The organism is Mycobacterium sp. 852002-51152_SCH6134967, from assembly GCF_001667105.1.
GTDB lineage: Bacteria > Actinomycetota > Actinomycetes > Mycobacteriales > Mycobacteriaceae > Mycobacterium > Mycobacterium neumannii_A.
In genome coordinates, this window is record NZ_LZIK01000011.1 from 1 (window position 1) to 18,948 (window position 18,948).

The following is an 18,948-nucleotide window of genomic DNA, read 5'->3' on the forward strand; positions in this document are numbered from 1 at the left end:
GGGGGCGGAGGCGGGGGAGGTTGGGCCGCCGCAAGGGGAATCGATCCACCGAGCAGCGCCGCGAACGGCACCACCAGACTCAGCATCCGAGCGATTCGTCGAGCGCCCATGCCACCACCCCTCAGTGTGTCTCCACCAATTGCGGTGTCTCCACCAATTGCGACGTTCGTCATACCCGCTTTGATTCGCGACCAACCAACCGTTTCACGAGGCAAGTTTCCCGCTTCCCGGCTCGCTGATCTTGACCAACATCTTGCCGATGTTGGCACCGGTGAACAAGCCGTTCATGGCGTCGACGCAGGATTCGATGCCCTCGAAGATCGTCTGGCGGTGCACCAGTCGTCCCTCGTCCGCCCAGCGGCGCAGGGGCCCGAAAGCCTCGTCGAACCGCGCCCATTCGTCGAGCGCGTTGAATCCCTGCATCAGCGCGGTCTTCGACAACAGGTTGACGTAGTTGGCCGGGCCGGGATGTTCACCGGTCAGGTAGCTCGAGATGACACCGCACAACACCACCCGCGCCTTGTGCGCCAGGCGGCCGAGCACCGCGTCGAGGATCGGCCCGCCGACATTGTCGAAGTACACGTCGACGCCCTTGGGGCAGTGCTCCTTCAGCGCCGCGGGCAGGTTGGCCTCGCGGTAGTCGATGCACGCGTCGAACCCGAAATCCTCCACGACCGCGCGGCACTTGTCCGGTCCGCCGGCGATGCCGACCACCCGGGCCCCGGCGATCTTGGCGATCTGGCCCGCAACCGAACCGGTGGCACCCGCGGCCGCCGACACCACCACGGTCTCACCCGGCTGTGGCTTGCCGATCCCGACCATTCCGAAATAAGCCGTCGCGCCGGTCGGGCCGTACACCGACATCACCGCGAGTTGGTCGACGTCGGGACCGGGCACCGGCGTGGTGAAGATGTCGTCGCGGCTGATCACGTATTCCTGAAAACCCGTCAGCGTCGTCACCACATCGCCGACGGCGTACGCATCACATCGGGACGCCACGACCTCACCGATTCCTGCCGCGCGGATGACCTCCCCGAGCTGCACAGGGGGCAGATAGCCGGGCTGGTCGTTCAGCCAGGTGCGGGCGGCGGCGTCGATGCCGACGTAGGTCGTGCGCACCAACGCCTCACCGTCGGCTGGCTCGGGCGCAGGCGCGGTGATCAACTCGGTGTCGGCGGGCTGGACCAGCCCGACGGGCCTGCGGCGCAACACGATCTGGCGGTTCATCAGCTCGGCCACGAAGGCGAACCTACCGTCCATCGGCTGACGTTCACGTAAGAGCGGCGAAGAACGGGTACGCGGTGACCCATGACGGTCATCGGTTTCCACTGCTCGCACGAGCAGATCAGTCCGGCGCAATTGCTGTGCGACGTCCAGCGCGCCGAACAGGCGGGTTTCACCGCAGCCATGTCATCGGACCACTTCAGCCCGTGGAGTGAGCGACAAGGTGAGTCCGGTTTCGCGTGGGCCTTCCTCGGCGCGGCACTGGCCACGACGCAGCTGCCGTTCGGAGTGGTCAACGCGCCGGGGCAGCGGTACCACCCCGCGATCGTCGCCCAGGCCATCGCGACGCTCGCGCAGATGTTCCCGGGCCGGATCTGGGCGGCGCTCGGCTCGGGTGAGGCCTCAAACGAGCGGATCACCGGCGGCGAATGGCCGCGCAAAGAGGTGCGCGACCAGCGCCTCGTCGAGTGCGTCGACGTGATCAGACGGTTGCTGGGCGGTGACGAGGTCAGCCACCAAGGGCTGGTCCAGGTCAATCGCGCGCGGCTGTGGACCCGACCCGACAAGATCCCCGATCTCGTCGGCCCAGCCGTCACGCCGGAAACCGCCGCCCGACATGCCTCCTGGGCCGACGGGCTCGTCACCGTGAACCAGTCGAGGGAAGCGCTGGAGAAGGTCCTTCGGGCCTACCGCGACGCCGGCGGCCGCGGGCCCGCGCGGTTGCAGATTCACCTCAGCTGGGCCCCGTCGGAGGACGAGGCGCTCGCGATCGCCCACGACCAGTGGCGCAGCAACGTGTTCGATCCCCCGGTCTGCTGGGACACCGAGACGGTCGAGGCGTTCGACGTCATGGGCGAGAAGGTCACCCCCGAGCAGATGCACCAATCGGTCCGTATCTCAAGCGATCTGGGCAAGCATGTCGAGTGGCTGCAGCAGGATCTTGAGCAGGGCTGGGACGAGTTGTACCTGCACTTCGTCGGACAACAGCAGACCGCCTTCATCGACGCGTTCGGCGAACACGTGCTGCCCCGGCTCAATCCGACGGCGGTCTCCGCGTGAGGAAGATCGAGACCGGCGACCTGTGGTGGAAGAACGCCGTCTTCTACTGCGCCGACGTCGAGACCTTCTACGACTGGGACGGCGACGGCTGCGGCGACATCCGCGGCATGACCGAGCGCATCGAGTACCTCGCCGACCTGGGGGTGACGTGTCTGTGGCTCATGCCCTTCTACCCCACCGGCCGGGTGGACGACGGCTACGACATCGTCGACTTCTTCGGTGTCGACCCGCGACTGGGAACGCACGGTGACTTCGTCGAACTCGTACGCACCGCCAAGTCCTGCGGGATCCGGGTGATCGTTGACTGCGTCATGAACCACACCTCGGACCGCCACCCGTGGTTCAAGTCCGCCTGCCGCAGCACCGACGACCCGTATCGCGACTACTACGTGTGGAGCGCGACGAGACCCAAGTCGAGCAAGAAGGACGTCGTGTTCCCCGACAAGGAGGACAGCCTCTGGGAGCGCGACCCGAAGACCGACGAGTGGTACCTGCACCACTTCCTCAAACACCAGCCGGACCTGAACATCGCCAATCCGGTTGTGCAGGAGGAGATCTCGCGGGTGCTCGGCTTCTGGCTTGAGCTGGGGGTATCCGGTTTCCGGGTCGACGCCGTCCCGTTCCTCTTCGCCCGCGACGGCGCACCCGGCGATCCCGGAGTCTTCGACCCGTACGAGTACCTCGGCGACGTGCGCAACTTCGTCACCCGACGGGTCGGCGACGCGGTGCTGCTCGGCGAGGTGAACGTCGGCTATCCGGACCAGAAGTCGTTCTTCGGCGGCCCCGACGGAGACGGGCTCAACATGCAGTTCGACTTCATCGGCATGCAGAACGTCTACCTGTCCATGGCGCGCGGCGACGCCCGACCCATCGCCGAGGCACTGATGCAACGACCGCCGCTCGACATCACGAGCCAGTGGGCCAACTTCGTGCGCAATCACGATGAGCTGACCCTCGACAAACTGAGCGACGACGAGCGCCAGGAGATTTTCGACGCCTTCGGGCCCGACCCGGACATGCAGCTCTACGGCCGCGGCCTGCGCAGGCGGCTACCGGCCATGCTCGGCGGCGATGAGCGGCGGATGCGGATGGTCTACTCGCTGATGTTCTCGATGCCCGGCACCCCGGTCCTGTTCTACGGAGAGGAGATCGGCATGGCCGAGAACCTCGACGTCGAGGGACGCTTCGCGGTGCGCACTCCGATGCAGTGGACCAGCGGTGTCAACGGTGGCTTCTCCAAGGCGGCCAAGCGCAAGCTGCCCCGGCCCCAGCCCGACGGCATGTTCGGTCCCGATCGGGTCAACGCCGCCGACCAGCGCCACGACCACCAGTCGTTCTGGTGGTTCATGCGCAATCTGATCTACACGTACCGGTCGCAGCCGGAGATCGGATGGTCAACGCCCGAGATCCTGGACCAACCGAATCCCGCCGTGCTGGCCCACGTCTGCCGCGAGAAGTCGGGATGGGCGATGGTCGCGCTGCACAATTTCGGCGCCGAAGGCTGCCTCGTGCCGATCCGACTCGACGACGCGCCGGGCTGCAAGCTCGTCGACCTGCTCGACGATCTCACCGAACACGAGCTCGACGACAAGGGCCGCATCGAGATCGGCCTGGAACCCTACGGCTACCGGTGGCTGCGGCTAGTGCGCCCCGACGACCCGCCGATCATCTGAGTCGACGATCTCGCGGACGAACCTCCGACTCGCCAGGAGGTAACAGACGATCGCGGCCACTTGGAACGCCGGCACGATCAGCAGCGCCCGCCCCAGCGACATCGCACCGAGGTCGTCGGAGAGCGCGTCGCTGATGACGCCGGTGAGGAACGGGCCCGCCGACCCGACGATGGCGCCGAAGAACAGGAAGATCGCCGAAGCCGTCGCGCGCTGTTCGGCTCGGGCCAGTCGTTGGATGGCCGCGATGGACGGCGCCATGTACGCCGTGCCAACGACGTAGCTCAGCGAGATGAACCATATGCACAGCGTCCGGTCGCCCGCCGTGAACGCCAACGCCGAGAACGGGAGCATCGCAGCGGTCATCGCGGCCACCAGCCACAGCAGCCACCGCGGATCGGAGGCCGACAACCGGTCGGCGACCCGGCCGACGACCAGAAGGCCGAGGATGCCCGTGAGCCCGCTGGCGATGCCGTAGTGCACCCCGACCTCGCCCAACTCCATACCGCGGGTGCGGACCAGATACGCGGGAGCGAACGCCGTCAACGAGTAACCAGCCACCGAGATGCACGACGCTCCCACGACGACGCCCACGAAACTGCCTTTGCGCAGCAGATCCCAGGCCTTGGCGGGGACATCGATGTCGTCGACTCCGCTCGTGGCGGGCATCGACTGCCTGCGCCCGAGCGCGATGAGGACCAGCGGCGCGAACGCCACGCTGATCGCACCCATGACCACGAACGCCATCCGCCAGCCCAAGGTTTGCGCCAGGAGACCGCCGCCGATCAGGCTGGCCGCGCTGGCGAGCGGAATCGCGAGCGTGATCACCGCCAGCGGTGCGGCACGACGCTGCGGCGCGAAGTTGCGCGCCACATACGCGTGTGCGGCCGGTGTGCTGCCGGCCTCCCCGATCGCCACGCCCACGCGGGTGAGCGCCAGTTGGAAGCCTGACCGCACCGCACCGCCCAGCATCGTCATCGCGCCCCACAGCGTCAGGCACGTCGACACCACCAGCCCGAACGCACCGCGGTCGGCGATCCGGGCGATCAGCAGGCCGAGCACGGCGTACACGGCCAGGAAGCCGAACCCGTTGATCACGCCGAGCGCGGTATCGGACAGCTCCAGTTCCGCCCTGATCGGTTCGGCGAGGACCGCGGGCAGGAACCGGTCCGCGTAGTTCAGCGTCCCGACGAGCGCGAGCAGCGCGACCGCAGCCCAGGCTCGCCGCGTGCTGTGGGTGCCGCTGGCCGGGGCGAGCTCTGCAGTAGCCATGTCGTGGGGCAGCTTCCCAGACTTCGTCTCAACTACGGGATTAATTGGATTGCAAGAGGGTAAATAACCGGCATGCCCGAAGCCGATGAACTTACCGCGGTCGCGATCTGCGGCGGATGTGGTTACCCGACACTCGGGCCGAACCTGTGCTCGTACTGCCAAGCCATGACCGCCGATCCAGCCGCCGCCTGACGGACCTGGCCAGCAGCTAGTTCACGGGGACGTCGAGTATCGGGCGCTGCCGGTCCGCACCCGGCGCGTCGAAATGCCACCACTCGCCGCTGTACACGGTGAGCCCGCCCGCGGCCATCGCGTCGCGCAACCGCTTGCGGTTGGCCTGTGCCGCCGCGCTGACCCCGTCGGTGGCATACGCGTTGGCGCGCGCGGTGAACTCGTCGAAACCGGTGCCCATGTCGACGAGTGTGCCGTCACGAGCCAAGGTCACATCGACCGACAACGCCGCTTCATGGCTGCTCGCATAGGGCCCCGGCCGGGCCACCCATCCGGGATCGGAGACGGCCTCGAACATCCGCACCTGAACGTCGTGCGGCCGATAGCAATCCCAGAACACCAGCACCTCGCCGCGGGGGCGCAACGCGTCGGCGGCCGCGGCCAAGCCGGGCGCCATCGACTCGTCGACGAGGCAGCGGGCATCGGCCGGATACAGCTGCTCGCCGACGAAGTTGTCCGCCGTCGCGTACCGCAGGTCGGTCACCGCGTCGGGCACGACGGTGCGGACATCGACGAGCCCGGCCGCCCGCGCCGCATCGGACACCGGGGGCACGGGTGCATCTGGTGTCGCCGACGCCACGCCTGCCGCCGGCCACGCGAGGACGACGGCCAACGCCGGACCCGCCCAGGCATTACGCATATCGCCTCACTTCCGGACTGGAGTAGCCGCCTACGCTAGTCCCGCATCCCCGGCGCGGCCGAGCATCGAAGTGTCGTCACGCCGAGGAGGTCACCATGAGCGTCACCGTCAACGTGGACACGGACCGGCCAAGCCCGACGGTTCTCGACGCCGACCTGCCGACCCTCTCGTATGAGGACGCGACCGACGCATACGAAGCACACCGGCGGATCGCCGAGGCCCGCAGCGCGGGACCGGTCGCGATGGGCGCTCACGGGCCCGAGTTGTTGAGCTACGAGACGGTCCGGACGGCCCTGCGCGACCACCGCATGTGCGTGCCGCCGGGACTCGGTCTGGAGGCCCAGGGCATCACCTCCGGCCCGCTGTGGAATCGCGCCGTCACGACGCTCCTCAGCGTCAACGGTGAAACCCACTCGCGGCTTCGGCGCCTGGTCTGCAAGGCGTTCACGCCGCGCTCGGTGGGACGGCTGGAGACGACGATCACCACAGTCATCACGGATCTGGTGGATCCGCTGGTGGCGTCGGGACGGTGCGAGGTCGTGGAGGACATCGCACGTCCGTATCCGGTTCCGGTCATCGCCGAGCTGCTCGGCGCCCCGCGCGAGGATTGGAAGTTGTTCTCCGAGTGGGCCGATGACTTCTTCAAGCTGTTCGAATGGAACGCGGCCGAACACGCGCCGCTGATCCTGCAGGCGTGGGCCGAACTCGACGACTACATCGACGGGATGGTCGCGGAGCGCCGCACGACGCTCACCGACGACCTGATCTCGGAGTTGATCCGCGCCGAGGATGACGGGGACCGGTTGAGCATCGAGGAACTGCGCATGCTCGCGGCGGGAATCCTGATGGCGGGCACCGACACCACCCGCAACCAGCTCGCGGCCGCGGTGGACGTGCTGTGCGACCACCCCGATCAGTGGGAGCTGCTGGCCGAGCACCCCGAGCTCGCGATGAACGCCGTCGAGGAACTGATGCGGTTCTACCCGGTGGTGTTCGGTGCGATGCGGATGACGATCGAGGACGTCACCTACGGCGGCGTGACCATCCCGGCGGGCACCTTCGTGCTGATCAACACGGCAAGTGCGAACCGCGATCCGGCCGTGTACGACGACGCCGACCGTCTGGACATCACTCGGCAGGGTGCCGCGCCGATGCAGACCTTCGGCGCGGGCGCGCACTACTGCCTCGGCGCGAACCTGGCCCGTCGTGAACTGGCCGAGGCGCTGGTCGTGATGAGCAGCCGCGTGCGCAATCTGCGCCGCGCAGGCCCCGCGATGTGGAAGCCGCTGGTCGGCATCACCGGCCCTGCGACGCTTCCGATCGAGTTCGACGCACGCTGACCTGCGGCAGAGCTCCGGCCATCTCGGTGGTGGTCTGGCGAAGGCCGGCGGCCGCGCGGAGTTCGGCGAAGGCGGCGACGAACGCGTCCGTCGCGGTGTGGACGTCGTCGAACGCCAGGTCGTCGCAGAGCACCGAGACGTTGAGCTGGTCGACGTAGCTCCACACCGTCATGTTCATGGCCGAACCGGCGGCCAGTGGACCGACCGAGTAGATCTCGGTGACGACGGCTCCGGCGATCCGGCCGCGCTCGCGGGGCCCGGGCACGTTCGACACGATCAGGTTGAACAACTGGTTGGGCGCCTCGCGCCGCGACATCCATCGGAAGGTGGCGCGCGCCGCCGCGGGCGGTACGTACCGCAGCCCCTTGCCCACGGTGGCGGGGCCCAGCGACTCGTTGTCCTCCTTGGCCATCCGCGTGGCCGTGCGGATCAGGCGCAGCCTTTCCAACGGGTCGGCGATCTGCACCGGCAAAGACACCAGCATGGTGCTCAACTCGTTGCCGGTGATGCGGTCCGGCGAGGTGTCGGTCGCGGCGGGAACCGAGGCGATCAGCGCGTCGTCGGCGCTCCCGTCACGCGCGATGAGCAACGTGCGCAGTCCGCCGGCGGCGATCGCGAGCACCACGTCGTTGACGGTCGCCTCGAGCTGCTTGCTCATCACTCTGACCTCGTCGAGTGAGAGGGTGGCGGTCGCGAACGCGCGCCCGGCCGAGAGTTTGCGGTTGAGGAAGGTGGGGGGCGGTTTGAACCGTTCGGCGAGTTCGGGATGGCGACGGCGCGCACGCGCTCGCCGCTGCAGGCGGTAGGCGCCGACGACAACCTCTTTGAGAACGCCGGGCAGGCCCGCGAGTTGGCGGAGGTGGTCCCGTACCGCGAACGCGAGCAGGGCTGCTGCCGACACTGATTCGGAGTCGACTCCCGAACGGGGACCACCCGCGCCGGTGCCGGGCCATTCCATCGCACGGGCCATCAGGTTCGCCGACGCGACGCCGTCGGCCAACGCGTGATGCACCTTGCCGATCACCGCCACGCGGTTCTCGGCGAGACCTTCGGCGTAGTACAGCTCCCACAGCGGCCGGCTGCGATCCAGGGGCGTGCTCGCGATCTGACCGATCAGCGCGTCGAGTCCCACGCGCCCGTACGGGTCAGGAACGGCCACTTTCCGGACGTGGTAGCCGAAGTCGATGTCGGCGCCTTGCCGCCACACCGGCCGATGCAGGTGCAGCGGAACGTCGACGAGTTCGTACCGGAAGGGATCGAGGTCAGGAAGGCGCTCGCGGAACGTCTCGAGAAATGCGTCGAAGGTCGGCTCGCCCTCGAACTGCGAGGTGTCGACCACGGCGATCTTGAGCGTGTGCTGGTGCACGTTCGGCGTCTCGCTGGACAGCAGCAGCGAGTCCCAGCCGCTGAGACGCTTCACGTCGCTAGCCTTCGGCGGTCTTGTACCGCCCGATCGGCGGAAGGCGTCTGCTGACCAACTCGGCCGCGGTCACGAGCGCCTCGACGAATTTGTCGGAGGCGAACGTGCATCCGGCGTGGCCGGCGGCGACGTCGACGGTTTCGGCGTCGGGTATCCGGCTCGCCAGCCATCGCTGCCGTCGCACCCCGAACGCCCGGTCGCGCGTCGTCACCACCACCGCTGTGGGGACGTCGACCTCGTGGATCCATGTCGTCGAATCGAAGCGGATGACTTCGGCCAGGGCCCGGGTGATCGCACCGGGCGAGGTACTACGCACCTGGTTGAGCAGCCACTGGTGGTTCTGCAACGCGCCGGGGCCCACCATCGCGGCGGGTGAGAGTCGCCTAGCAGGCGGGCTCAGCGATTCGAGCAGCGCGGCGAACACGCCCGTCGCGATCCGCTCGTAGCTGGCCCGGTTGACCGCCGCCGCCGCGGCGCACAACACCAACCCGTCGACGCGTGCCCGATGGCGCTTCCAGACCAGTTGGGCCACAAGCGAACCCATCGAATACCCGACCGGCACGAAGGTCGGGATGCCCAGGGCATCGGCCAGGGCTGCGACATCGTCGGCGCAGTCCTCGAGCAGAAACCGGTGCGCCGTGATGCCCTGACCATGACCGCGCTGGTCGAACACGACCACGCGGCCGAATTCCTGCAGTGCATCCAGCGCGGGATACCACGTCATGACACCCGTGCATGCCACCGAATGCAACAACATGAAAACGGGGCCGTCGCACGGCCCCGAGTCGACGACGTACGTCGTACCGCGGCCAGGGAGCTCCACCATCCGGCCCTCAGGGACGTGGGCAGCCGACGCCAACGCGGGTAACGACGGCAACCGCGGAATGGACAGTGGTAGGGGCAGATTCCAGGCGATGCTTCCAACGATAGAGCGAACATTCCGTGCCGTCCGGCGTTCGCGCCCCTTCCCGCTGAGCACTTGCACAGCGTCTCGGGCTTAGACTGCGAGCGTGCGCGAGGTGCTCGAGGAGTTGCTGACCGTGTGGCGGTCCGGCGGCGCCGCCGGTGTGGCCACCGTCGTGCGCACGATCCGCTCGGCGCCGCGGCAGCCCGGCGCGACCATGGTGGTCAGCCCCGACGGTTCGGTCGCCGGCTCGGTGTCCGGTGGCTGCGTCGAGGCCGCCGTCTACGAACTGGTCAACGAGGTCGTTGCTTCGGGGCGCCCCGAGTTGCAGCGCTACGGCATCAGCGACGACGACGCATTCGCGGTGGGGCTGACGTGCGGCGGCATCATCGACATCTTCGCCGAGGCGGTGTCACGCGACAGCTTCCCGCAGTTGCAGGCGGTCGCCGACGACATCGCCGCACACCGTCCCACCGCCGTGGCCACCGTCATCGCGCACCCCGACGCCGACCGGATCGGGCGCCGCCTGGTCATCGGCACGGATTCGGTCGACGGATCGCTGGGTTCGGCGCGCGTCGACGCCGCCGTCACGGACGACGCGCGCGGGTTGCTCGCCGTCGGTCGCACGGGCGTGTTGTCGTACGGCCCCGACGGCCAGCGCCAGGAGACGGGCATGGAGGTGTTCGTCGCCAGCCACGCGCCGCCGCCGCGGATGCTGATCTTCGGGGCGATCGACTTCGCCGCCGCGCTCGCCCAGCAGGGCGCCCTGCTCGGATATCGCGTGACCGTGTGCGACGCCCGTCCCGTGTTCGCCACACCCGCCCGCTTTCCCGGTGCCGATGAGGTCGTGGTGGTGTGGCCCGACCGCTACCTCGCAGAGCAGGCGGAGCAGGGTGCCATCGACGCCCGCACCGCGATCTGCGTACTCACCCACGATCCGAAGTTCGACGTCCCCGTGCTCCAGGTCGCACTCGGCCTGCCCGAGGTCGGTTACATCGGGGTGATGGGATCGCGCCGCACGCACGACGACCGGTTGCGCCGGTTGCGCGAGTGCGGCCTCACCGACGCCGACCTGACCCGATTGGCCAGCCCGATCGGCCTGGACCTCGGCGCGCGCACACCCGAGGAGACCGCGGTGTCGATCGCGGCCGAAATCATCGCCCGCAGGTGGGGCGGCGGCGGCCGTCCGCTGAGCGACACGGCCGGACGCATCCACCATGAGGGATGAGACAACGCCTATGGAAATGTCGTTCTCGAATGCGATAACGTCACTCTTTACACGGCGAGGAGAAGGGTGACCCGGTGACTTCTGCTTCAGCGGAGAAGGTCGCGACCCGTTACGCAGGAACCCGAGTCGCGCGCGTCGAGGACAACCGGCTTCTCACCGGCCGAGGCACTTTCGTCGACGACGTCGTACGGCCCGGGATGCTGCACGCGTGCTTCGTGCGCAGCCCGTTCGCCAGGGCGAAGATCAACGGCATCGACGCGTCGGCCGCGCTGGCCATGCCGGGGGTGCACGCGGTGTTCACCGCCGACGACCTCAATCCCGACGTCAAGGAGGCCTGGCACGCGGTCGCGGGCAAGGACATCCCCGACACCCCGCGCCCGCCGCTGGCCGAAGGTGAGGTGAAGTTCGTCGGCGATCCGGTCGCGCTCGTCGTGGCCGACAGCCGCTATCTCGCCGAGGACGCAGTCGATCTCGTCGACGTCGACTACGAGCCATTGCCCGCGGTCGCCGACTTCACGAAAGCCGTCGGGTCGTCGGTGGTCGTGCATGAGGCCTACCCCGACAACGTCGCGGGCGGCATGGGCGGAGCGCCGCCCGACGAGGAGACGTTCGCCACCGCCGCCTGCGTCGCGTCGGCGAACGTCTATCAGCAGATCCACGCGCCGGTGCCTATCGAGTGCCGCGGCATGGTCGTGGAGTGGACGCCTGCGACCGAGGAATTGACCCTGTGGGCATCGACGCAGACGCCCCACGAGTTGCGCGCGTTCTGCGCGCGGCTGCTCGGCATTCCTGCGCACAACGTGCGAGTCATCATGCGCGACACCGGCGGTGGCTTCGGCCAGAAGGTCGTGCCGATGCGCGAGGACATGTGCATCATGCTGGCGGCTCGGAAGGTCCCGGCGACGTCGAACGCGCAATTGAGCTCCGCGGCACTGAAGTGGATCGAGGACCGCCGCGAGAACCTGATGTCGGCGGGTCAGGCGCGCCACGTCGACGGCACCGCGCGGATGGCCCTCGACGAAGAGGGCACCATCCTCGCCGTCGACATCGACTTCGCCTATGACGTCGGCGCCTACCCCACCCCGTACCCGGTGCTGACCACCGCCGCGGTCGGCATGTTCTTCCCCGGCCCGTACCGGGTGCCGAAGGCCAGCTTCAACTACAAGACCGTGTTCTCCAACACCGCCGGCCTGCACGCGTACCGCGGCCCCTGGCAGTACGAAACCCTGGCCCGCGAAGTGCTTTTCGACATCGCCGCGCGCAAGCTGGACATGGATCCCGTCGAACTGCGCAGGCGCAACATCCTGCGCGGCGATGAGATGCCCTACTTCAACCCCAACGGCATGCCCTACGACCACGTCGCGCCCGCCGACACCTTCGAGCAGGCGGTGAAGATCCTCGACCACGAGGGCTTCCGCAAGGAACAGGCCGATGCGCTGGCTGAGGGCCGCTACATCGGCCTGGGGTTCTCGGCCTACATCGAACCGACCGGCGCCGCGACCGGGCACCTGGGCACCGAGGGCTGCACCATCCGGATGGAGCCCACCGGCAAGATCAACGTCTACGTCAACGGCGGGTCGACCGGCAACAGCCTCGAGACCACCGTCGTGCAGTTGACCGCCGACGCGCTGGGCGCCGAGATCGCCGACGTGTCGACGATCCAGGGCGACACCGCGGTCACCCCGTACGGCGCGGGCACCCAGGGCAGCCGCAGCGGTCCGATGACTGCGGGTGCGGTCGCCGAGGCGGGAGCGCTGCTGCGCAAGCAGATCATCGCGATGGCCGCACCGCGCCTGGAGGTCGACGAGGCCGAGGTGGAGCTGACCGGCTCGCGCGCCGTGGTGTCCGGAAACCCGGACAAGAGCGTGACTTTCGCTGATCTCGCCTACCGGGCGTACTACGAGCCGCAGCAGTTGCCGCCCGGTGTCTCGTCGTCGTTGGAGGCGACCGCGCGGTTCGCCTCACCACCGGAGGCGATGATCCACTGGGCGAACGCCACCCATGCCTGCACGTGCGAGGTCGACATCGAGACCGGGCGGGTCACCCTCACCCGCTACATCGTCAGCGAGGACGTCGGCCCGATGATCAACCCCAACGTCGTCGAGGGTCAGATCGCCGGCGGCACCGTGCAGGGCATCGGCGGTGCGCTGCTCGAGGACATGGCCTACGACGACGACGGCAACCCGCTGTCGAGCACTTTCGTCGACTACCTGCTGCCGACGGCCACCGAGGTGCCCCCGATCGAGTACGGGCACGTGGAGATCCCCGGACCCGGCGTCGGCGGATACAAGGGCGTCGGCGAGGGCGGCGCGATCGGTTCGACACCTGCCGTCATCAACGCGATCAACGATGCCCTGGCACCGCTCGGTGTCACGCTGACCCGCCTACCCGCCAGCCCCGCCGCGATCGTCGAGGCCATCGAGAACGCCCAGAAGTAAGGAACGCAGCACAGTGGAACTCAACAACGAATTCCGGGTCGCCGTGCCGGTGGACACGGCATGGGAGGCACTCAACGACGTCGAACGCGTCGCGCCGTGCATTCCGGGTGCTCAGCTGTTGTCGGTCGACGGCGACGCCTTCACCGGCGCGGTGAAGGTCAAGGTCGGTCCGATCACGGTGTCCTACAAGGGGGATGCCTCGTTCGAGGAGCGCGACAAGACCGCTCGCCGCGTTGTCATCAAGGCGCAGGGTAAGGAGACCCGCGGCAGTGGTAACGCGGCCGCGCTCGTGACCGCGCAACTCAAGGACGAGGGTGACGCGACCAGCGTCACGATCACCACGGACTTGACCATCTCGGGGAAGGCCGCTCAGTTCGGCCGCGGCGTACTGGCCGACGTGTCGACGAACCTGATCGGACAATTCGCCAAGAACCTCGAATCGGATCTTCTCGGCGGCGCCGCGACGACCGCACCGACCACGGAGACGGCCGCGGTTGCGGCTCAGCCCGATGCCGGCGATTCCATCGACATGCTCAAAGTCGTTGCGCTGCCGATGGCCAAGCGGGCCGCACCCGTCGTGGCCGCCGTCGTCGGCGGCTTGGCGATGGGCTTCCTGATCGGGCGGCGCCGCAGGAAGAGCCCCACCGCCGTACTGGCCGACGACCTGCAGTCCGCCCTGCTGCGACTGCTGAGCGCGCCGACCGAGCGGCTGCGGCCGTGAAAGCCGCTCCGTTCACCTACCACCGCCCCGAATCGGTGAAGGAGGCGGTGGACATGCTCGCCGAATACGGCGAGGACGCGAAGATCCTTGCGGGTGGGCAGAGTCTGGTGCCGATGCTGGCGATGCGCCTGACGCACTTCGACAACCTCATCGACATCTCCCGCATCGACGAGCTTCGCAGCATCGACCTGGTCGACGGCGCGGTACGCGTCGCGGCGGGCACCCCTCACTCGTTCGTCGGAATGGATGACGAAGTGGCGGAATCGGTTCCGCTGCTGACGCTGGCCACCCCGCACATCGGCCACTTCCAGATCCGCACCAGGGGCACACTCGGCGGCGCCATCGCGCACGCCGATCCTGCGGCGGAGTACGCGGCGGTCGCGCTCGCGCTCGACGCGCAGATGGATGTCGTCTCGTCGACGGGATTCCGGCAGATCGCGGCGAAAGACTTCTTCACCGGTCTTTGGGAGACCTCGCTGGCGCCCGGGGAGATGTTGACCGCGGTGCACTTCCCCGTGTGGGGTGGGCGGTCGGGTTTCGCGCTGGAGGAATTCGCCCGCCGCCACGGTGATTTCGCGATCGCCGGCGCCGCGGTGGCGGTCGAACTCGACGACGATGACCGGGTGAGTCGTTGCGGCATCGGCTTGTTGGGTCTGGGCTCGACACCGCTGCGGGGCGGCGCCGCCGAAGAGGCCGTCACCGGTCGACCGGTCGACGAGATCAGCGCCGAAGAAGTCGGGCGGCTCGCACTGTCCGGGCTCGAGGACATCCCATCCGACCTGCAGGGGTCGGCCACCTACCGGGCCAAGGTCGGGGCGACGATGGTCGCCCGCGCCTGGTCCGGCGCCATCACGGAGGCACGCGATGCATGAGATGCCGGTCGAAGTGACGGTCAACGGGCGCACGTTCGCAGCGACCGTGGAACCGCGCCTGACACTCGCGGACTTCCTGCGTGAGAAGTGTGGCTTGACCGGGACACACCTCGGGTGCGAGCACGGCGCCTGTGGTGCCTGCACGGTGCTGCTCGACGGCGACGCGGTGCGCGCCTGCCTGATCTTCGCCGTGCAGGCCGAGGGTATGGAGGTCACCACCGTCGAGGGCATCGGCGGCGCCGACGGCGAACTGTCGCCGGTGCAAGCCGCCCTGCGCGAATGCCACGGGCTGCAGTGCGGTTTCTGCACCCCGGGCTTCGTCACCTCCATCACCGCGTTGCTGCGTGACAATCCCAAGCCCAGCGAAGAGGAGATCCGCGAGGGTTTGTCGGGCAACTTCTGCCGGTGCACGGGTTATCAGGGGATCGTCAACGCGGTACACCGTGCCGCCGAGATGACCTGAGGCCGCCCATGTCGTCGGCGGGCCGCCGCGCCGACTCCGATACGATCGGCACCTTCTTCGAGACCCGAGGAGAACCATGCTGATCGCCGTCACCGGGGGCACCGGCTACGTCGGCGCCCACTGCGTGCGTGCCCTGCTTTCTGCCGGCCACCGCGTGCGCCTGCTCATCGCACCCGACGCGGAAGGCGCGCCGGTCCTGGCCAAACTCGCCGAAATCGGTGACGTCGAGACCGTCAGCGGCGACATCCGGCAGACCGCCACCGTCGAGGGGCTCCTCGACGGCTGCGACGCGGTGCTGCACGGCGCCGGCGTCGTCGGCACCGACAAGCGCCGCAGCACGCTGATGTGGGAAGTGAACGCCCATGCCACCGAAGCGGTGCTGACGCGCGCCGTGGCAGGCGGGTTGGACCCCGTCGTGTTGGTCAGCAGCTACAGCGCGCTGTTCCCGCCACCCGACGGGGTGATCGGTCCCGATACGCCGACCGCGCCCGGTCGCAGTCCCTACGCGCAGACCAAGTCCTACGCCGATCGCGTGGCACGGCGGCTCCAGGAGCAGGGCGCGCCGGTCGTCATCACCTACCCGTCGAGTGTGGTGGGTCCGGCGTTCCACACCGCCGCGGGCGTCACCGAGCGTGGCTGGGCGCCCCTGGTCCGATGGGGCGTCGCGCCGCGACTGCGCGGAGGGATGCAGATGATCGATGTTCGCGATGTCGCCGACGTGCACGCCGCGTTGTTCGTTCCCGGCCGCGGACCACGCCGCTACGTGTGCGGTGGCGAGTTGATCGCGTTCGACGACATGATCTCGGCCCTGGAGAAGGGCACGAAGCGCCGATTCCGGCGAATTCCGATCAGCCAGGGCATGTTTCGGGGCCTCAGCATCGTCGGAGAGGCGCTGTCCGGCGTCGTCGACCTTGGCGACGGTCTCACCTATGAGGCGGCACTGTTGCTCACCGCCGCGACGCCGACCGACGACTCTGCCACCACCGGCGACCTCGGCGTGACGTGGCGGTCGCCGGTCGAGGCGATCATCGCGACTTTCGAACGGCAGCAATCGGTTCCGTAACTGGTTCGTTCCGTAACTGGTTCGGACCGGCTGAGCAGCCGACCGGTCAGCTGCGGTCGGGCTCTGTGCGGGGGCCGAAACCGGATGGCGATTCACCCGCCGTGGCGTGCCTACCGATATGCGACTCGGCGCGCATCCGGTCCACCATGTGGGGATAGTGCAGCTCGAAAGCCGGCCGCTCCGAACGGATCCGGGGCAGCTCGGTGAAGTTGTGCCGGGGCGGCGGACACGACGTCGCCCACTCCAGCGAGTTGCCATATCCCCACGGATCATCGACTGTGACCGGCTCGCCGTAGCGCCAGCTCTTGAACACGTTCCAGACGAACGGCAGCATCGAGATACCCAGGATGAACGCCCCGATCGTCGACACCACGTTGAGCGGTACGAACCCATCGGCCGGTAGGTAGTCGGCGTAGCGACGAGGCATGCCTTCGTTACCCAGCCAGTGCTGCACCAAGAACGTGGTGTGGAAACCGATGAACGTGAGCCAGAAGTGCAGCTTGCCCAACCGTTCGTCGAGCAGACGGCCGGTCATCTTCGGGAACCAGAAGTAGATCCCCGCATAGGTCGCGAACACGATGGTCCCGAACAACACGTAGTGGAAATGCGCGATCAAGAAGTAGGTGTCGGAGACGTGGAAGTCCAGCGGCGGGCTGGCCAGCATCACGCCGGTGAGTCCACCGAGGAGGAAGGTGAGCATGAACCCGATCGAGAACAGCATCGGTGTCTCGAAGGTCAACTGTCCCTTCCACATCGTGCCTATCCAGTTGAAGAACTTGATCCCGGTGGGCACGGCTATCAGATAGGTGGTGAAAGAGAAGAACGGCAACAGCACCGCGCCGGTGGCGTACATGTGGTGCGCCCACACCACGACGGACAACGCTGCGATGCCCAGGGTGGCGTAGATCAGGGTGGTGTAGCCGAAGATCGGCTTGCGGCTGAAGACGGGGAATATTTCGGTGACGATGCCGAAGAACGGCAGCGCCACGATGTACACCTCGGGGTGGCCGAAGAACCAGAACAAATGCTGGTAGAGGATTGGTCCGCCGTTGGCCGGGTCGTAGACGTGCGCGCCGAGGTGGCGGTCGGCGGCCAGTGCGAGCAGCGCGGCGGTCAGGATCGGGAAGGCCATCAGCACCAGAACCGACGTCACCAGGATGTTCCAGGTGAAGATCGGCATCCGGAACATCGTCATACCGGGTGCGCGCATGCACACCACGGTGGTGATCATGTTGACCCCGCCGAGGATGGTGCCCAGACCGGCAACGGCCAGGCCCATGATCCACAGGTCACCGCCGGCGCCCGGTGAATGCATGGCGTTGCTCAGCGGCGCATACGCCGTCCAGCCGAAGTCGGCGGCGCCACCGGGGGTGATGAAGCCCGCGATCGCGATGAGCCCGCCGAACAGGAACAGCCAGTACGAGAACGCGTTGAGCCGCGGAAACGCCACGTCGGGCGCGCCGATCTGCAGCGGCAGCACCAGGTTGGCGAACCCGAACACGATCGGCGTCGCATAGAACAGCAGCATGATCGTGCCGTGCATGGTGAACAGCTGGTTGTACTGCTCATTGGACAGGAACTGCAGCCCCGGCATCGCCAGCTCGCCCCTGATGAACAGGGCCATCAACCCGCCGATGAAGAAGAACACGAAGCAGGTGACCACGTACATGATGCCGATCAGCTTGTGATCGGTCGTGGTGATGAGCTTGTAGATCAGCGTGCCCTTCGGGCCCATTCGGGCCGGGAACGGGCGACGCACCTCCAGCTGAGGAACCGAGGTCACTTCGGCGGTCACGTAACGCTCCCTTCGGCGCGGGGCCAGGGGTCATGTACCCAAATCTCGTGACCTCGATCTTAGGTAGCGCCGAAGCGGATCGAAAGCCATTCAGCGAAGCGGCGCGGCCGGGCCGGTCAGCCGGCCGCGTTCACAGGTGTCCCGTCGTCGCTGTGCATGCCGTACGGCACCGCCGTCAGCATCGTGACCGACAGCTCGGTTCCGCTCGGTGTCCGGAAGCTGCGCTGCTCACCGGGGCGGGCACCGAGGATGGCGGCGCCCAGCGGCGACTGGGTGGAGTACACCTCGATGTCGCCGTGTTCGGCGCTGCGCACGCCGAGCAGGAACGTTTCGATCTCGGCGGTGTCGTCGAACCGCACCGTGACGACCATGCCCGGTTCGGCGATACCGTCGTCCGGCGGATCCTCACCGACGACAGCGTTGATGAGCATCTCGTGGATCTGCTGGATACGTGCTTGACGTGCCCGCTTGATCGCGCTCGCGTTCTCGTCGGCTTCTTCGTCGCCGACCGCGTTCGCGCACAGCTCGCGCAGTGTGGCGAGCTCTTCTTGCAACCGCTCGTAGGCCGCCCGCGAGATCCAGATCCGCTGCGCACTTGTCATTTTTCG

The 18,948-nt window shown here is 67.8% G+C and carries 16 protein-coding genes; 9 read left to right on the plus strand and 7 right to left on the minus strand.

Going from position 1 to position 18,948, the window contains the following annotated elements; all coding sequences use genetic code 11:
• Positions 1-204: 204 nt before the first annotated feature.
• Entirely contained in the window at positions 205-1,239 is a 1,035-nt protein-coding gene (locus tag A5790_RS01835) for an NADP-dependent oxidoreductase (RefSeq protein ID WP_156656283.1), read from the minus strand.
• A 69-nt stretch (positions 1,240-1,308) separates the two neighbouring features.
• On the opposite strand from A5790_RS01835, the gene A5790_RS01840 reads away from it, so the two are divergent.
• Complete coding sequence (locus A5790_RS01840; RefSeq protein ID WP_066841012.1) at positions 1,309-2,283, plus strand: TIGR03885 family FMN-dependent LLM class oxidoreductase; 975 nt, start codon at positions 1,309-1,311, stop codon at positions 2,281-2,283.
• A complete protein-coding gene (locus tag A5790_RS01845) occupies positions 2,280-3,956 on the plus strand; it encodes an alpha-amylase family protein (RefSeq protein ID WP_066841014.1) in 1,677 nt (558 codons plus the stop codon). The genes A5790_RS01840 and A5790_RS01845 overlap by 4 nt, the downstream gene beginning before the upstream one ends.
• Here A5790_RS01845 and A5790_RS01850 read toward each other — a convergent pair.
• Together A5790_RS01850 and A5790_RS01855 are read right to left on the minus strand one after the other, a co-directional pair.
• Positions 3,924-5,225 carry an MFS transporter gene (locus tag A5790_RS01850; protein ID WP_066841016.1) on the minus strand — a complete coding sequence of 434 codons (1,302 nt, stop codon included), beginning with the start codon at positions 5,223-5,225 and terminating at the stop codon, positions 3,924-3,926. The two genes, A5790_RS01845 and A5790_RS01850, sit on opposite strands and share 33 nt — an antisense overlap.
• A gap of 208 nt (positions 5,226-5,433) precedes the next feature.
• The gene (locus A5790_RS01855) at positions 5,434-6,096 is read right to left on the minus strand and encodes a M15 family metallopeptidase (protein WP_066841017.1); all 663 of its coding nucleotides are present in this window, start codon (positions 6,094-6,096) and stop codon (positions 5,434-5,436) included.
• 95 nt (positions 6,097-6,191) lie between these two features.
• Between A5790_RS01855 and A5790_RS01860 the strand changes: the two genes are divergently transcribed.
• Entirely contained in the window at positions 6,192-7,436 is a 1,245-nt protein-coding gene (locus A5790_RS01860) for a cytochrome P450 (RefSeq protein WP_066841019.1), read from the plus strand.
• Here the strand turns inward: A5790_RS01860 and A5790_RS01865 are convergent.
• Both A5790_RS01865 and A5790_RS01870 read right to left on the minus strand, forming a co-directional pair.
• Positions 7,393-8,856, minus strand: coding sequence for a wax ester/triacylglycerol synthase family O-acyltransferase (locus tag A5790_RS01865; RefSeq protein ID WP_066841021.1), 1,464 nt, complete (start codon positions 8,854-8,856; stop codon positions 7,393-7,395). The genes A5790_RS01860 and A5790_RS01865 overlap by 44 nt on opposite strands.
• A 4-nt stretch (positions 8,857-8,860) precedes the next feature.
• Positions 8,861-9,733 carry an alpha/beta fold hydrolase gene (locus A5790_RS01870; protein ID WP_231987574.1) on the minus strand — a complete coding sequence of 291 codons (873 nt, stop codon included), beginning with the start codon at positions 9,731-9,733 and terminating at the stop codon, positions 8,861-8,863.
• A 133-nt stretch (positions 9,734-9,866) separates the two neighbouring features.
• Between A5790_RS01870 and A5790_RS01875 the strand changes: the two genes are divergently transcribed.
• The 6 genes from A5790_RS01875 to A5790_RS01900 all read left to right on the plus strand — a co-directional run bounded on the left by A5790_RS01875 (position 9,867) and on the right by A5790_RS01900 (position 16,545).
• The gene (locus A5790_RS01875; RefSeq protein WP_066841024.1) at positions 9,867-10,988 is read left to right on the plus strand and encodes an XdhC family protein; all 1,122 of its coding nucleotides are present in this window, start codon (positions 9,867-9,869) and stop codon (positions 10,986-10,988) included.
• 74 nt (positions 10,989-11,062) lie between these two features.
• A complete protein-coding gene (locus A5790_RS01880) occupies positions 11,063-13,426 on the plus strand; it encodes a xanthine dehydrogenase family protein molybdopterin-binding subunit (RefSeq protein ID WP_066841026.1) in 2,364 nt (787 codons plus the stop codon).
• A 13-nt stretch (positions 13,427-13,439) separates the two neighbouring features.
• Positions 13,440-14,147 (plus strand): SRPBCC family protein, encoded by a 708-nt coding sequence (locus tag A5790_RS01885; RefSeq protein ID WP_066841028.1) that lies wholly within the window; start codon positions 13,440-13,442, stop codon positions 14,145-14,147.
• Positions 14,144-15,019: a xanthine dehydrogenase family protein subunit M gene (locus A5790_RS01890; protein ID WP_066841030.1), complete on the plus strand. Its 876-nt coding sequence runs from the start codon at positions 14,144-14,146 to the stop codon at positions 15,017-15,019. The genes A5790_RS01885 and A5790_RS01890 overlap by 4 nt, the downstream gene beginning before the upstream one ends.
• On the plus strand, positions 15,012-15,482 hold the full coding sequence (locus A5790_RS01895; RefSeq protein ID WP_066841032.1) for a (2Fe-2S)-binding protein: 471 nt from the start codon (positions 15,012-15,014) through the stop codon (positions 15,480-15,482). Before A5790_RS01890 ends, A5790_RS01895 begins: the two co-directional genes overlap by 8 nt.
• 76 nt (positions 15,483-15,558) lie before the next feature.
• The gene (locus tag A5790_RS01900) at positions 15,559-16,545 is read left to right on the plus strand and encodes an NAD(P)-dependent oxidoreductase (protein ID WP_066841034.1); all 987 of its coding nucleotides are present in this window, start codon (positions 15,559-15,561) and stop codon (positions 16,543-16,545) included.
• Between the two features lie 46 nt (positions 16,546-16,591).
• Here the strand turns inward: A5790_RS01900 and ctaD are convergent, their stop codons facing one another.
• Together ctaD and A5790_RS01910 are read right to left on the minus strand one after the other, a co-directional pair.
• Positions 16,592-18,280: a cytochrome c oxidase subunit I gene (ctaD, locus tag A5790_RS01905; protein ID WP_066841241.1), complete on the minus strand. Its 1,689-nt coding sequence runs from the start codon at positions 18,278-18,280 to the stop codon at positions 16,592-16,594.
• A gap of 176 nt (positions 18,281-18,456) precedes the next feature.
• Positions 18,457-18,942 (minus strand): GreA/GreB family elongation factor, encoded by a 486-nt coding sequence (locus tag A5790_RS01910; RefSeq protein ID WP_066841036.1) that lies wholly within the window; start codon positions 18,940-18,942, stop codon positions 18,457-18,459.
• Between the last annotated feature and the right edge of the window lie 6 nt (positions 18,943-18,948).

Coding starts and splice junctions, on each gene's coding strand:
- A5790_RS01840 (WP_066841012.1), top strand. CDS start 1,309: ATGACGGTCATCGGTTTCCACTGCTCGCACGAGCAGATCAGTCCGGCG.
- A5790_RS01850 (WP_066841016.1), bottom strand. CDS start 5,225: ATGGCTACTGCAGAGCTCGCCCCGGCCAGCGGCACCCACAGCACGCGG.
- A5790_RS01855 (WP_066841017.1), bottom strand. CDS start 6,096: ATGCGTAATGCCTGGGCGGGTCCGGCGTTGGCCGTCGTCCTCGCGTGG.
- A5790_RS01860 (WP_066841019.1), top strand. CDS start 6,192: ATGAGCGTCACCGTCAACGTGGACACGGACCGGCCAAGCCCGACGGTT.
- A5790_RS01895 (WP_066841032.1), top strand. CDS start 15,012: ATGCATGAGATGCCGGTCGAAGTGACGGTCAACGGGCGCACGTTCGCA.
- A5790_RS01900 (WP_066841034.1), top strand. CDS start 15,559: ATGCTGATCGCCGTCACCGGGGGCACCGGCTACGTCGGCGCCCACTGC.
- ctaD (WP_066841241.1), bottom strand. CDS start 18,280: ATGGGCCCGAAGGGCACGCTGATCTACAAGCTCATCACCACGACCGAT.
- A5790_RS01910 (WP_066841036.1), bottom strand. CDS start 18,942: ATGACAAGTGCGCAGCGGATCTGGATCTCGCGGGCGGCCTACGAGCGG.